Genomic DNA, 13,450 nt, shown 5'->3' on the forward strand with positions numbered 1-13,450 from the left:
CGGCCGGCACTCGGGATGAATGAGGCTTCCTAACACCGATCTAGGGCGTCGGCCGGAAAGATGCTCACCGCCTTCGCGCAAAAAGCCGACGCTGTCAGGGTGAAGTGCGCGCGCGATCCGCCCCGCCGGCACCGGATGGTGCGGCCTTGCCCAATTTGTCGCGCGGACCGCCTTCGCTCGTGCACTATATGCCGGGGCGATCCGGCACTGCGCCGGCCACCGGACCGTGACGAACCCTCTTTTCTTCACCGATGCAGGAACGCCCTCTCATCCTCGGCATCCACGGTTTGGCCAACAAGCCGCCCCGTGAGGAGAAGCAGGCGTGGTGGGGGCAGGCGATCCGCGAGGGGATGCGGCGCAACCTCGGCCGGGACCGGGAGGATCTGCCCTTCGACTTCGTCTACTGGGCCGACCTGCGCTACGACGCGCCGCTCTGCGAGACCCGCAACCGGGAGCCCTACTACGCTGCCCGAGGGCGGGGGCCTTTCCCGAGCCCTGACGGAGCCACCGCCCCGACCCTGACGGATCGGCTCTACCGCGTCGTCGAATGGTGCCAGGACCGGATCGGCCGGCAGATTCTGGACGACGTCATCATCGAGCATCGCCTCGACGACCTGTGGGGCTACCACGAGGACATCCTCTTCCGCCAAGCGGCGCGGGACCGCCTGCGGGAGGCGTTCGAGCGCCACGCCGGGCGCCGGCTGCTGCTCGCCGCCCATTCCATGGGCTCGCTGATCGCTTACGACGTGCTGCGCCAGCTCGAGCGCGAGGGCTGCCGGCCGCAGGTCTCCCACTTCGTCACCATGGGCGCGCCCCTGGGGCTCTCCGAGATCAAGCACCGGCTCGCCGCCGAGCACGGGGACCTGCGGGTGCCCGAGGCGGTCGCCCGCTGGAGCAATCTCGGCGACCGGGAGGACGTGGCGACCGTCGGCACCGTGCTGTCGGAAGCCTACACCCCGAACGCGGCGGGCGTCGGCGTCGTCGATTGCCCCGTCATCAACGCCTACCGGCGGCCGAAGGGCGGGGCGAACCGCCACAAATCCTACGGCTACCTGCGCACGCCGGAGTTTTCGCGGGCGGTCGGGATGTTGCTGGACGCGCAGGGCGTGCCGCGGGGTGAGCGGGAGGCGATCGCGCGAAGCGAGGTCTCGGAAGGCGCGAGTCCCTAGGGGGCGGGCGGCCTCACGCGAGCCGTCGGCGCCGTTCCACCAGCTGCATGATGATCGGCGTCAGGATGAGCTGCATCGCCAGATCCAGCTTGCCGCCGGGGATGACGATGGAGTTGGCCCGGCTCATGAAGCTGTCGTGGATCATCGATACGAGATAGGAGAAGTCGATCCCCTTCGGATCCTTGAAGCGGATCACCACCATCGATTCGTCGGCCGTGGGAATCCAGCGGGCGATGAAGGGGTTGGAGGTGTCGACCGTCGGCACCCGCTGGAAGTTGATGTCCGTCCACGAGAATTGCGGGCAGATCGTCTGCACGTAATCGGGCATCCGCCGCAGGATCACGTCGGTGACGGCTTCCGTCGAGTAGCCGCGGGTCGAGCGGTCCCGGTGCAGCTTCTGAATCCATTCGAGGTTGATGACCGGCACGACCCCGATCTTGAGGTCGGGATAGCGGGCGAGATCGACGGCGTTGTCGACCACGCAGCCGTGCAGGCCCTCGTAGAACAGAAGGTCCGAGCCCGGCTGGAACGGCTCCCAGGGCGTGAAGGCGCCCGCCGGCACGCCGTAGCGGATCGCGTCCGCATCGTCGTGGGCGTAGTGCCGGGTGCGCCCGGTGCCGGATTCGCTGTAGCTGCGAAACACCTCCTCCAATTCGGGGAGGAGGTTGGCGCGGGGGGCGAAGTGGCTCAGCGTCGGCTCGTGCGCCATCATCGCGCGCATCGTATCGCGGTCGAACGCGTGGAAGCCGTCGCCCTCGATATAGACGGCGCTGACATCCTCCCGGCGGAAGATCTGCTCGAAGGTGTTGCGGACCGAGGTGGTCCCGGCGCCCGAGGAGCCGGTGACCGAGATGATGGGGTGACGCGCCGACATGGACGGTGTGGGGCTTGGGGCGGGCGCTCTAGCTGCGCATCAGGCCGCGCTGGCCGAACAGGGGCGAGCGGCCGGCGGTGGGCTGGCGCCCGTCATAGTACTTGGCCACGCAGGCGACCTCCTCGGTGGAGCCGAACACCAGCGGCGAGCGCTCGTGAATGCGGGCGGCCACCCGCTCCATGATGCGGGCCTGGCCGTCGGTGGCCTCGCCGCCGGCCTGTTCGATCAGGAAGGCGATCGGCGCGGTCTCGTAGAGGAGGCGCAGACGACCCTGCGCGTAGCCCTTCCGGTTGTCGCCCGGATACAGGAAGATGCCGCCGCGGATCAGCACGCGCTGCGCATCCGCCACGAGGGCGGCGGTCCAGCGCATGTTGAAGTCGCGGTCGCGCGGGCCTTCCGTGCCGCGCTGGCAATCCTCGATGAAGCTCTTGATTGGCCCGTCCCAGTGGCGCGCGTTCGAGGCGTTGATCGCGTACTCGTTCGCGCTCGGCACGATCTTCATCGCGTCATGGGTCAGCCGGAACACGCCCGCCGCCCGGTCGAGGGTGAAGATGCGGGTGCCGTTGCCCAGCGTGATCACGAAGGTGGTGGCCGGGCCGTAGACGACGAAGCCGGCGGCCGTCTGCGTCGTGCCGGGGGTCAGGAAGGAGGCGTTCGGGTCGTCGCCGCGCGCGACCGGGCGGATGCCGAAGATGGTGCCGACCACCATGCCGACGCCGATATTGGACGAGCCGTCGAGCGGGTCGATTGCCACGGCGAGCGGCGCGTCGGCCTTCAGCTGCACCATGTCCTCGGCTTCCTCCGAGGCGACCTGGGCCACGGGGGCCTCGTCCAGCGCCTGCATGAAGCGCTTGTGGGCGATCACGTCGAGCGCCTTCTGCACGTCGCCGTCGCTGTTGTGCTCGCCCTGCGCGGCGAGGTCGCCGGCCAGGGACCCGCGCCCGACGATCTCGCTCACCTCGATCGCGGCGGCCGCCAGCGCCCGGATCGTGGCGGCGGTATCCGCCAGGGAGGCGTCCCGAGCGACCTCGGCGTCGAGATGATCGTCGAGGGAGGACGCGTTGGGCTTCGTCATCGTCTTAAGGCTCGCTCCCGTCGAGGCCGCGTTCGCATTCTGCGCCCTGCGCGGCGTTCTGGCCGGCCATGTCCGCCGTGAGGCATGCAGGCGGCCGCGGACCATGATACGCCGCAGCGGGCCGGCAGCGCCAGACGGCACGGGACTGCTGTCGAAAGATTTCTAAAAAAACTTGTGGTGCCCTGCAAAAAAACTAAAAACGAGGCATGCGCAACCTCTCGCTCAAGCAGCTTCAGGCGGTCGCCGCGGTGGCGCGGCTCGGCACCATGACCAGGGCCGCGCAGGAGCTCAACGTCACCTCCGCCGCGCTCTACGCACGCATCCGCCAGCTCGAGGAGGAGGCGGGCCTGCTGCTGTTCGACCGCACGCCCACCGGCCTCAAGCCCACCGATGCGGGCCGCGAGATGCTGTGGGCGATCAACAGCATCAATACGGTGCTGGAGACCTGCACCGACCGCCTGCGGACCCTGAAGGGCGGCGGCGGCGGCCGGGTCGGTCTCGGCGTGGTCTCGACGGCGAAGTACTTCGCGCCGCCCGTGATCGCCGGCTTCATGGAGGGCCATCCGAAGGTCGAGATCGCGCTCACCGTCGGCAACCGCCAGGACACGATCGAGGCCCTGCGCAACTACGACATCGATTTCGCGATCATGGGCCGTCCGCCCCGGGACTTCGCCATCGAGGCCGAAACCTTCGGTCCCCATCCCCTGGTCCTGATCGCCGCCCCCGACCACCCGATGATCGGACGCCGCGGGCTGACCCGGGCGGATCTTGCGGAAGAATCCTTTCTCGTGCGCGAGGAGGGCTCGGGCACCCGCTCGGTGTTCGAGGAATTCATGAGCGGCGTGATGATCCGCCGGGCCAAGCTCGGCATCGATTCCGGCTCGAACGAGACCCTGAAGCAGGCGGTGATGGCGGGGCTCGGCATCGCGCTCCTGTCCGGCCACACCGTCGCCTCGGAGGTCGCGGCCGGACGCCTCGCCCTGCTCGACGTGGAGGGCCTGCCGATCCGGCGCGACTGGTACGTGGTGCGGCGCGCCGACAAGGTGCTCGGTCCGGCCTCGGACGCGTTCTGGGACTACCTCGTTCGGGAGGGCAGCCGTTTCCTCCCGAGCATCCCCGGCGGCTTCCCCGTCAACGGCTCGGACGGCGTCGCCGGCAAATCCGCCCGCAGCCCCGCCGAGGCCGGCCCATGAGCGTCAACGACATCGTCATCGTCGGCGCGGGCCAGGCGGGCTTCCAGGCCGCGGCCTCGCTGCGGGAGGCGGGCTTTGCCGGACGCCTCACCCTGATCGGCGAGGAGGCGGTGCTGCCCTATCAGCGCCCGCCGCTGTCGAAGGCCTATCTTGCCGGCAAGACCGATGCCCGCGGCCTCCTGCTGCGGCAGGAGAGCTTCTTTTCCGACCACGCGATCAGCCACCGCCCCGAGACCCGCGCGGCACGGATCGACCGCGAGGGGCGGCAGGTGCGCCTCGCGGATGGCGAAAGCCTCCCGTACGACCACCTCGTCCTCGCCACCGGCACCCGCAACCGGCCCCTGCCGGTGCCGGGCGCCGAACTCGCGGGCGTGCGCCAGCTCCGCTCCCTCGACGACGCCGACGCCCTGCGTGCGGACATCGAGAGCGCCGGCCGCATCGTCGTGGTGGGTGCAGGCTTCATCGGGCTCGAATTCGCCGCGGTCTGCGCCGGTCGGGGCCTGTCCGTCACGGTGATCGAGGCGGCCGGCCGCGTCATGGCGCGGGCGGTCTCGCCCGAGACCTCGGAGGCGTTCCGCGCCTTCCACGAGGAGGCCGGAGTCCATTTCCTGTTCGAGGCGGGCGTCACCGCCATCGAGGGGGAGGGGGGACGGGCCGTCGCCGTACGGACCGCCGACGGGCACCGGCTGCCTGCCGATCTCGTGCTCGTCGGGATCGGCGTCCTGCCGAACCAGGAACTCGCGGAAGCGGCCGGCCTGCCCGTGCGCGACGGCATCGAGGTCGATGCCTTCCTTGCCACGCCCGATCCGGCGGTCTCGGCCATCGGCGATTGCGTCCGCTTCCCGAGCCGCTTCGCCCACGGTCTGCCCGGCGGCGACCGGGTGCGCATCGAATCGGTGCAGAACGCGGTCGATCAGGGCCGCAGCCTCGCCGCACGGCTCACGGGCCGTCCCGCCGCCTACGACGCGGTGCCCTGGTTCTGGAGCGATCAGGGTCCGCGCAAGCTGCAGATCGCCGGCCTTGCGGGGCCGGGCGATGCCAGCGTCCCGCGACGGGCCGGCGCCGGCTTCTCCGTGTTCCGCTTTCGCGACGGCGCGCTGAGCGCCGTCGAATCGGTCGATCGCCCGGCCGATCACATGGCGGCCCGGCGCCTGCTGGCTTCGGCCAAAAGCCTCACGCCCGAGCAGGCCGCCGATCCGGGCTTCGATCTCAAGGCCCTGGCGACCGCCTGACCGTTCTCAGCGGTCGTTCTCCGTCGTCAGGTCGCCGAGCCGGGTGCCCTCGTCGCCCCCGCGCTGCTGCTCGGAGAGGCGTACGCCCGGCGTCGCGCCGTCGGTGAAGACGATCCCGGCCCGCATCAGGGTGCTGCGCAGCGCCTCGATCCGGCCCGAGGCGGGATCGCCCGTGCCGGACTCGAAGGTCTGCACGAAGCCCTCGTCCAGCCCCGACCGGCCGGCGAGATCCGCCGCCGACCAACCGAGCAGGCCTCGCGCGCCCCGGCACTGGGCCGCCGTCATGGTGTTGGGCGACGTGCCGCTCGCCACGCCCTCGTCCGATCCCGTCAAGCCGCTCTCCTCGATCGCGCCTACGCGCCTGCCTCGAAGCGTTCAACGGTCGGAGCGGCGGGTTCGTTTCGGCGAAGCGCGAGAATCGAATCGTCGGGGCCGGATCGGAGATCGGCGCGCCTCGACCATAATTGTGCTTGAATCTGTGACGATTCCGCCGGTTCGCGACCGGATGCACGATTCTTCCCACAGCTTGGGGCGGACGCGAGGAATACCGGCATCGCGGCGGGGTGTAAGGACCGTGTCGGGTCGTCCTGCGATCGGGCAGAAGTCCGGGGCGAGGCAGCCGAGCAGAAAGGGGGCTGAACCATGAACAGAACGCTGACCACTGCGCTGGCCTGCGCGGTTGCCGCGGGAGCGCTGGCGGCCGTGCCGGCCGCCGCACAGATGAGCATGGGCGGTGGCAATCCGTCCGGTTTCGGTGCGGGCCAACAGCCCCAGAAGAAGCCGCAATACGTCCCCGGCGCCAAGCCGACGGAGAAGATCTTTCCGCTGGGCGCGATTTGGACCGCGGTCAGCATGAACGGGAAGCCGTTCACCGGCGCGGACCGGCCGAGCTTCATCATCGACGCGCAGTACCGTGCTCGCGGCTACGGCGGCTGCAATACCTTCACCGCCACCGCCTTCCCCCTGCGCGAGCAGCAGCTCGCCGTCGGTCCGCTCGCGCTGACCAAGAAGAGCTGCGACAAGGCCCTGGCCGCCACCGAGCAGGCCTTCCTCGTCGCCCTGCGCACGGCGGGCAAGTGGGACCTCGTGGATTCGCAGCTCGTGATCCAGAGCCCGAACGGCGTGCTGCGCTTCGACCGGTCGCTTTAAGCCGCCGTTGACGACGATTCGCGAGCACGCGCGCGGATTCACCGTCCGTCAGTCTCCCGGGCCGCTTCCTCGCCCCACTCGGCCGCGCTCCGCGCGGCCGGTCAGGCGGAGAGGCGGAATGCGGATCGACCGGACCCACCAGCAGCGTGTCGTCCCGACGGTGCGGCCGGCCCACAGGGCCGCGACGCGCTACGCCTTCATCCGCGCCAACCACGAAGGGGCCGCCGCCCTGGCCGCCCTCGCCACCGGCTCCGGTCTCGGCCTCCTGGTCCTCGCGACCAGCCTTCTGGCCGCCTGAGGCCCGCGCTCGGCTGCCTGCGGCCGCGCGAGGCCCGCCGACGGGATGACAATACTGTCGTTCGGGCGCCAAAAGATAAAATAAAATTCTCCGCGCAAGCTCTGCCCGCCGCCGGCCGTGTAAAGCGGCGGTGTCCGTCATGCTCAAACCTCGACGGGGTTTGCGAAATCGGCTACGCGTCGCCCCGGCGGTCAGCACCCTGACCGGGCGGGTCCACCGCGCGATCCGGCGCGAGACCGGCCGCCTCGTAGCCTGCGGCCCGCCCCTCGCGCGGCCGACGGTTCCGATCCTTGTTTTGCCGCGCTCGCCTTCGCCGGAACGGCCTCCGTCGCGGCGGCGAGCGCTTTTGGGAGCGGACAGACGATGACTGACACCTCGACCCCGGAAGCCCGCAAGCCCGGTCACGGCCGCGTCTACGGCTCGATCACCGAGACCATCGGCAACACTCCGCTCGTGCGTCTCAACCGGCTCACCAAGGAGCGCGGCGTCGATGCCGAGATCCTGCTCAAGCTCGAGTTCTTCAACCCGATCGCGAGCGTCAAGGACCGCATCGGCGTCAACATGATCGACGCGCTCGAAGCCTCGGGCCGGCTCAAGCCGGGCGGCACGCTGGTCGAGCCGACCTCGGGCAACACGGGCATCGCGCTGGCCTTCGTGGCCGCCGCCCGCGGCTACCGCCTGATCCTGGTCATGCCGGAGACGATGTCGCTGGAGCGGCGCAAGATGCTCGCCTTCCTCGGCGCGCAGCTCGAGCTGACGCCCGGTCCGCAGGGCATGAAGGGCGCCATCGCTCGGGCCGAGGAGCTGATCAGCGAGATCGACGGCGCCGTCATGCCGCAGCAATTCTCGAACCCCGCCAACCCCGAGATCCACCGCAAGACCACCGCGGAGGAGATCTGGAACGACACGCAGGGCCGGCTCGACGCCTTCGTGGCGGGCGTGGGCACCGGCGGCACGGTGACGGGCGTGGGCGAGGTGCTCAAGCCCCGGCTGCCGGACCTCAAGGTCTTCGCGGTGGAGCCGGTGGACAGCCCCGTCATCTCCGGCGGCCAGCCCGGCCCCCACAAGATCCAGGGCATCGGCGCGGGCTTCATCCCCGAGAACCTGCACACCGACGTGCTCGACGGCGTCCTCAAGGTCACGAACCAGCAGGCGGTCGACACCGCCCGCGACCTCGCCAAGTTCGAGGGCATCCCCGGCGGCATCTCGACGGGCGGCAACGTCGCCGCGGCGCTGGAACTGGCCTCCCGGCCCGAGTTCCAGGGCAAGCGCATCGTTACCGTCGCCTGCTCCTTCGCCGAGCGCTACATCTCGTCGGTGCTGTTCGAGGGCATCGGCTAGCTCTGGCTGCGGCGCGGGCCCTGCGACGGACCCGCGCCGCAACTCCTCCGGTCCCGGATTGTTGTCCCGGTCAGATCAGGAGGATGACATGACGGACAACGACCGCTCGCGGCCGTCGCTCAAGACGTTCGATGCCTATGCCGACCGCAACGGCCAGGATCTCGGCTCCGACTCGCCCCTCGATGTCGGTCTCCCCTCGCGGACGCAGGCCGACCTGAAGAGCAATCCCGACGGGCTCTCCGAGGCCGCGCGCCTCGCCTCCGGCACGCCGCGCCAGGACGCGGTGGAGCAGACGGAAGCCGAGACGCCGGAGGAGAACCTGCGCCGGATCTCCGACCCCTCCACGACGCCGGTCAAGCCCGACGCCAAGGCCGAGGAGGCCATCGAGCGCGCCACCGCCGCCGTGGGTCAGGAAGAGGCGCCGCGCCATGGGAAATGAGAACCGGCCCGAAGAGGATCTGAGCAACACTGGCACCCGCAAGCCCGACGAGGCGGTGGGTTCGCGCGGACCACATCCGGCCGGCGGAGGCCACCAGACCCCCGAGCAGGCGGCGATCACCGGGCAGGGCTCGGCCGGGCGCTCGGATGCCGAGCGGCGCGGAGAGTGGGGCGGAGGGGCGGACGGCAAGGCCGAGTCGGGACGCGCGCCGCCCGCGATCGGCGGCTCCTCAGGGGGACATTCCGACCGCAAGGCCGCGGCCGGTCCGCGGGAGGGCGAGCCCGTGGCCGGCGAACCGGAGCGGGCCAAGCGCTCCTGATCGGTTCAGGGGCGGTGAGCGCGAGGGGAGGGGATCATGGACGGACGGGACGAGAAGGATCGCGAGACGTCGCGGGAGCGCGGTGACGGGGACAAGCCCGCCAACAGCGCTCCCGACGCGGTCAAAGACCCCAACGAGAAGACCGACGGCAAGCCCGGCGTGCCGGCGCAGGGCGACGAGACCGATCCGGGAAGCGGCTGAAGCCGCCGACACCGGCTCGGGCGGGAGCCGGCGTCGGCGGTCGGATCAGGCGGCCTGGCGGGGTGCCTCCAAGAGATCATCGGCGGGGCCGAAGAACTCGTAGCGCACCCGCTCGGGCGGAATGCCCGCTCCGATGAGGCCGTTGGTCAAGGCCGCCAGGAAGGGTTTGGGGCCGCACAAATAGTAGGTGGCGCTCTCCCGCGGCGTGTGGGCGACGAGCCACTCCGCCGTGATCAGCCCGGAGGCGTCGTAATGCTCGCCCGGGCGATCACCTGCCTCCGGCTCCGCGTAGAAGACGTGCGCACGCAGGTTCTCCCGGCTCGCCACGAGCTTGCGGACATGGTCGCGCATGGCGTGGACCCGCCCGTTCAGGGCACCGTGGACGAACCAGGTCGGCCGCTCCGGCCCCGTCTCGGCGAGGGTCTCGAGCATGCTCGCCATCGGCGTGAGGCCCACGCCGCCACTGACGAGCACCACCGGCGCCTCGCTCTGCCGGTCCAGGAAGAAGTCCCCGGCCGGTGCGGTGACCTTCAGCACGCTGCCGGCACCGACCGAGGCGTGCAGCCAGTTCGAGACGATGCCGGCGGGCAATCCCGGGGCGGTCTCGCGCTTGACGGTGATGCGGTAGGCGCGGTCGTTCGGCGCGCAGGAGATCGAGTAGTTGCGCTTGAGCACGCCGTGGTCCGGCAGCTCGAACAGGAAGCCGAGATACTGGCCGGGCTCGTGACGGACCACGGGCCCGCCATCGGCGGGGACCAGCACGAAGGAGCGGATCGTCTCGCTCTCCGGGGTGACGCTCTCCACCACGAAGTCGCGCCAGCCGTTCCAGCCGCCGGGGCGGGCGGCGAGGTCGCGGTAGATCGCCGCCTCGCGGCCGATGAGCAGCTCCGCCAGGAACCAGTAGGCCTCTCCCCAGGCCCCGGCGATCTCCGGCGTCGCCGCCTCGCCCAGGACGTCCCCGATCGCGCCGAGCAGGGCGTCCGCGACGTGAGGGTAGTGCTCGGGCAGGATGTTGAGCGCGACGTGCTTCTGGGCGATGCGCTCGACGGCGCCGGCCAGCACGCCGAGATTGTCGATGTTGCGGGCATAGGCGAGGACGGCCTGCGCCAGCGCCTTGGGCTGCGAGCCGGTCTCGCCATGATGCGACTGGTTGAAGAGATCCCGAATGTCCGCGTTCTCGAACAGGCGCTCGTACATGCGCCGCGTGATGGTCAGGCCGTGGGCTTCGAGGGCCGGCACGGTCGCTTTGATGAGGGCGATGGTCTGGGGTGACAGCGGCCTGGGCATGGATCGTTCCAAAGGTTCATCTGGCATGAACCTTTTATGGCGGCCTCGAAAAAGGTGCAAGCAGAATGTATCTTATCGCCGCAACCGATTGGGCATCCCGCCACGCCGCGCTCCGACGCGCCCGGTCTCATCATCCCGTGGCCCTGAAGGCCGTTCGGAGCCGCCATGCGCCTGACCCGCTATACGGACTACGCCCTGCGAACCTTGATCTATGTCGGCCTGCACGAGCCCCGGCAGAGTTCGATCGGCGAGATCGCGCGCGCCTACGGGATTTCGGAAAGTCACCTGACGAAGGTGGTTCACCAGCTCGGCCGTCTCGGGCTGATCCGCACGATCCGGGGCCGGGGCGGCGGCCTGCGCCTCGCCAGGACGCCTGCGGAAATCGTGGTCGGGGCCGTGGTGCGCGAGACGGAGGACGACCTCGCTTTGGTCGAGTGTTTCTCGGGCGGGGCCTGCGCGATCACGGCGCCCTGCCGCCTCCGGCGCGCCCTGGGCGAGGCGCTGGCGGCGTTCCTCGCCGTTCTCGACGGCTACACCCTGGCCGATCTGCTCCACGGGAGCGAGGGCGACGAGATCGCGCGACTGCTGGGCTTGCCCGGATCGGGCGCGGCGACCTCGGCGGGGAGCCGGGTTGCGAACGGGGATCGCGAGCCCGTCTGACCGTCGCGACGAGACGTGCCGACCGAACGCTTATGCCGCGGTCGCCTCGACGCGGTTCCGGCCGAAGGATTTCGCGCGGTAGAGCGCGGCGTCGGCGCGCTTGATGACGTCGGCCGGGCTCGTATCGGTCGGGCGCCGCACCGAGACGCCGACCGAGACCGTGACGGAGATGTCCTGCGCTCCGCCCATGATGCCGAAGGGCGTCACCTCGATCCGCTCGCGGATGCGCTCGGCGATGGCGCGCGCCTCGGGCAGGTCGGCGCCGGGCACCACGATCACGATCTCCTCGCCGCCGTAGCGGGCCAAAATGTCGATCGGCCGCACCTGCTGGCGGATGCGCTCGGCGAAGGCCCGCAGCACCTCGTCGCCGGCCTCGTGGCCGTAGGTGTCGTTGATCGACTTGAAGCGGTCGATGTCCAGCAGCAGGCAGGCCAGCCCCTTCTGGTGGTGCGTCGCCTCGCCGAAAGCCGTGCCGATCTGCCGGTCGAGATAGCGCCGGTTGTGCAATCCCGTCAGGTCGTCGGTGATCGCCATCTCCATGGAGGCCTGCAGCACCCCGCGCAGGGTCTCGCAGAAGCGGCGGCGGCGCACCTGCGTGCGCACCCGGGCGATCAGCTCGTTGCGGTCGATCGGGCGCAGCAGGTAATCGTTGACGCCGAATTCGAGCCCGCGGGTCACGCGGGCCTTCTCGTGCATCTCGCCGATCATGATCAGCGACAGGCTGCGCGTCCGTTCGAGCGAGCGGAGTTGGCTGCACAGGCGCAGGCCGTCGAAGCCCTCCAGGTCTAGGCTCACCAGGGCCAGTTCGAAGCCGCCCTCGGGCGCCATGACCAGGGCGCGGTGCGGGTCGGTCTCGACGGTGACCTGGTGGCGCTCCCCGAGCGCCGTCGCGATGCGGTCAATCGCACCCGGCCGGTCCTCCACGAGGAGGATGCGGGCACCGTCCCCGCTATCGGCCGTGGCGAGCGCCAGCGGATCGGGACCACCGATGTCGCGGGTCGCGAGCACGCGCGAGCGCAACTCGTCGGACACGGCCTTGAGCCGCACGAGGCTGCGCACCCGCGTCATCAGCGCGGTGTCGTCGATGGGCTTGGTGAGAAAGTCGTCCGCGCCCGCGTCGAGACCGCGCAGCCGGTCGGCGGGCTGATCCAGAGCGGTGACGATCACCACGGGGAGGTGGGCGGTGACGGGGTTGGACTTGAGCCGGCGGCAGACCTCGAAGCCGTCCATGCCGGGCATCATCACGTCGAGCAGAACGACGTCGCAGGCGCCCCGCTCGCAGATCGCCAGGGCGTCGGGGCCGTTCATCGCCACGACGACGTCGAAATACTCGAGCGAGAGCTTCGTCTCGAGCAATCGGACGTTGGGGTAGAGATCATCGACGATCAGGACGCGAGCCGACATCGTTCCTCCGATGCGCGGCCGAACGACCGCCCCGGCGCTCAGGCCGAAGGGGCCTCAGGCGGCGCCGTCATCCCCAATGTACTTGCGGACCGTTGCCAAAAACTTGGCAACCGAGATCGGCTTGGACAGATAGGCCTCGCAGCCGCCTTCACGAATGCGTTCCTCATCGCCCTTCATTGCAAAGGCGGTGATGGCGATCACGGGAATGTTACGAAGGTCGTCGTCGTCCTTGAGCCACTTGGTGACCTCCAGCCCCGACACCTCGGGCAGTTGGATGTCCATGAGGATCAGGTCGGGATGATGGGCGCGGGCGAGTTCGATCGCCTCGATGCCGTTGGCGGTCTTGAGGGTCGCGTAGCCATGCGCCTCCAGCAGATCGTTGAAGAGCTTCATGTTCAGCTCGTTGTCTTCAACGATAAGAACGGTTTTCTTCATGACCTGCTCCGGCGCGGTCGCGATGGCGTTCCACCCCGTGGTCCGGCCCTCATCCTCTCTTAAACTGCCACTTGTTGATGAAACGCAAACTTGATCATAGAGATGCGGGAGCCGAGGGCTTGGCGACCGAAGTGCTGGGATGGCTCGTCGCCGACGAGGACCGGCTGTTCCGATTCGTGGCCGCGAGCGGCCTAGCGCCCGGGACCCTGCGCGAGAGCGTGCGCGATCCCGGCTTTCTCGGCGCGGTTCTCGACCATGTGATGAGCGACGAACCGTCGCTGCTCGCCTGCGCCGAGACGATCGGGGTCAAGCCGGAGCGGATCGCCTCTGCCTGGCACAAGCTCCAGCCGCCGCCCTTCGACGAGGGCGGCTGA

General features: G+C 69.9%; 17 protein-coding genes. 11 read left to right on the forward strand and 6 right to left on the reverse strand.

The features are described from left to right. Positions 1–251 precede the first annotated feature (251 nt). Positions 252–1,169, forward strand: a complete 918-nt coding sequence (locus BY998_RS18405) for a hypothetical protein (RefSeq protein ID WP_110353050.1) — start codon at positions 252–254, stop codon at positions 1,167–1,169. A gap of 13 nt (positions 1,170–1,182) precedes the next feature. On the opposite strand, the gene BY998_RS18410 is transcribed toward BY998_RS18405, so the two are convergent. Then, entirely contained in the window at positions 1,183–2,043 is an 861-nt protein-coding gene (locus BY998_RS18410) for a phosphoribulokinase (protein ID WP_110353051.1), read from the reverse strand. A gap of 28 nt (positions 2,044–2,071) precedes the next feature. Beyond that, positions 2,072–3,118, reverse strand: a complete 1,047-nt coding sequence (locus BY998_RS18415) for a class 1 fructose-bisphosphatase (protein WP_110353052.1) — start codon at positions 3,116–3,118, stop codon at positions 2,072–2,074. A 206-nt stretch (positions 3,119–3,324) separates the two neighbouring features. On the opposite strand from BY998_RS18415, the gene BY998_RS18420 reads away from it, so the two are divergent. Together BY998_RS18420 and BY998_RS18425 are read left to right on the forward strand one after the other, a co-directional pair. Then, positions 3,325–4,311: a LysR family transcriptional regulator gene (locus BY998_RS18420; RefSeq protein ID WP_110353053.1), complete on the forward strand. Its 987-nt coding sequence runs from the start codon at positions 3,325–3,327 to the stop codon at positions 4,309–4,311. Further along, positions 4,308–5,543: an FAD-dependent oxidoreductase gene (locus tag BY998_RS18425; protein ID WP_110353054.1), complete on the forward strand. Its 1,236-nt coding sequence runs from the start codon at positions 4,308–4,310 to the stop codon at positions 5,541–5,543. The genes BY998_RS18420 and BY998_RS18425 overlap by 4 nt, the downstream gene beginning before the upstream one ends. 6 nt (positions 5,544–5,549) lie before the next feature. Here the strand turns inward: BY998_RS18425 and BY998_RS18430 are convergent, their stop codons facing one another. Then, positions 5,550–5,828 (reverse strand): helix-turn-helix transcriptional regulator, encoded by a 279-nt coding sequence (locus BY998_RS18430; RefSeq protein WP_110353091.1) that lies wholly within the window; start codon positions 5,826–5,828, stop codon positions 5,550–5,552. A 357-nt stretch (positions 5,829–6,185) separates the two neighbouring features. Here BY998_RS18430 and BY998_RS18435 point away from each other — a divergent pair, with 357 nt between their 5' ends. The 6 genes from BY998_RS18435 (at position 6,186) to BY998_RS24480 (ending at position 9,290) form a co-directional block, all read left to right on the forward strand. Continuing rightward, a complete protein-coding gene (locus BY998_RS18435) occupies positions 6,186–6,692 on the forward strand; it encodes an META domain-containing protein (RefSeq protein WP_110353055.1) in 507 nt (168 codons plus the stop codon). Between the two features lie 118 nt (positions 6,693–6,810). Then, on the forward strand, positions 6,811–6,990 hold the full coding sequence (locus BY998_RS18440; protein ID WP_110353056.1) for a hypothetical protein: 180 nt from the start codon (positions 6,811–6,813) through the stop codon (positions 6,988–6,990). 363 nt (positions 6,991–7,353) lie between these two features. After that, a complete protein-coding gene (cysK, locus tag BY998_RS18445; RefSeq protein ID WP_110353057.1) occupies positions 7,354–8,331 on the forward strand; it encodes a cysteine synthase A in 978 nt (325 codons plus the stop codon). Positions 8,332–8,419: 88 nt separating this feature from the next. Then, the gene (locus BY998_RS18450; RefSeq protein WP_110353058.1) at positions 8,420–8,770 is read left to right on the forward strand and encodes a hypothetical protein; all 351 of its coding nucleotides are present in this window, start codon (positions 8,420–8,422) and stop codon (positions 8,768–8,770) included. After that, the gene (locus BY998_RS18455) at positions 8,760–9,089 is read left to right on the forward strand and encodes a hypothetical protein (protein WP_110353059.1); all 330 of its coding nucleotides are present in this window, start codon (positions 8,760–8,762) and stop codon (positions 9,087–9,089) included. The genes BY998_RS18450 and BY998_RS18455 overlap by 11 nt, the downstream gene beginning before the upstream one ends. A 36-nt stretch (positions 9,090–9,125) precedes the next feature. Next, positions 9,126–9,290, forward strand: coding sequence for a hypothetical protein (locus tag BY998_RS24480; protein ID WP_181425562.1), 165 nt, complete (start codon positions 9,126–9,128; stop codon positions 9,288–9,290). 45 nt (positions 9,291–9,335) lie between these two features. On the opposite strand, the gene hmpA is transcribed toward BY998_RS24480, so the two are convergent. Then, complete coding sequence (gene hmpA, locus BY998_RS18460) at positions 9,336–10,577, reverse strand: NO-inducible flavohemoprotein (protein WP_110353060.1); 1,242 nt, start codon at positions 10,575–10,577, stop codon at positions 9,336–9,338. A 165-nt stretch (positions 10,578–10,742) separates the two neighbouring features. Between hmpA and BY998_RS18465 the strand changes: the two genes are divergently transcribed. Next, positions 10,743–11,237 carry an Rrf2 family transcriptional regulator gene (locus BY998_RS18465; RefSeq protein ID WP_110353061.1) on the forward strand — a complete coding sequence of 165 codons (495 nt, stop codon included), beginning with the start codon at positions 10,743–10,745 and terminating at the stop codon, positions 11,235–11,237. Between the two features lie 30 nt (positions 11,238–11,267). On the opposite strand, the gene BY998_RS18470 is transcribed toward BY998_RS18465, so the two are convergent. Beyond that, a complete protein-coding gene (locus BY998_RS18470; protein ID WP_110353062.1) occupies positions 11,268–12,641 on the reverse strand; it encodes a PleD family two-component system response regulator in 1,374 nt (457 codons plus the stop codon). A 54-nt stretch (positions 12,642–12,695) separates the two neighbouring features. Beyond that, a complete protein-coding gene (locus BY998_RS18475; RefSeq protein WP_110353063.1) occupies positions 12,696–13,076 on the reverse strand; it encodes a response regulator in 381 nt (126 codons plus the stop codon). Positions 13,077–13,153: 77 nt separating this feature from the next. On the opposite strand from BY998_RS18475, the gene BY998_RS18480 reads away from it, so the two are divergent. Continuing rightward, positions 13,154–13,450 (forward strand): DUF3572 domain-containing protein, encoded by a 297-nt coding sequence (locus BY998_RS18480; RefSeq protein ID WP_110353064.1) that lies wholly within the window; start codon positions 13,154–13,156, stop codon positions 13,448–13,450.

It is taken from the genome of Methylobacterium sp. B4 (assembly GCF_003201865.1).
In the GTDB taxonomy this organism is placed as follows: domain Bacteria; phylum Pseudomonadota; class Alphaproteobacteria; order Rhizobiales; family Beijerinckiaceae; genus Methylobacterium.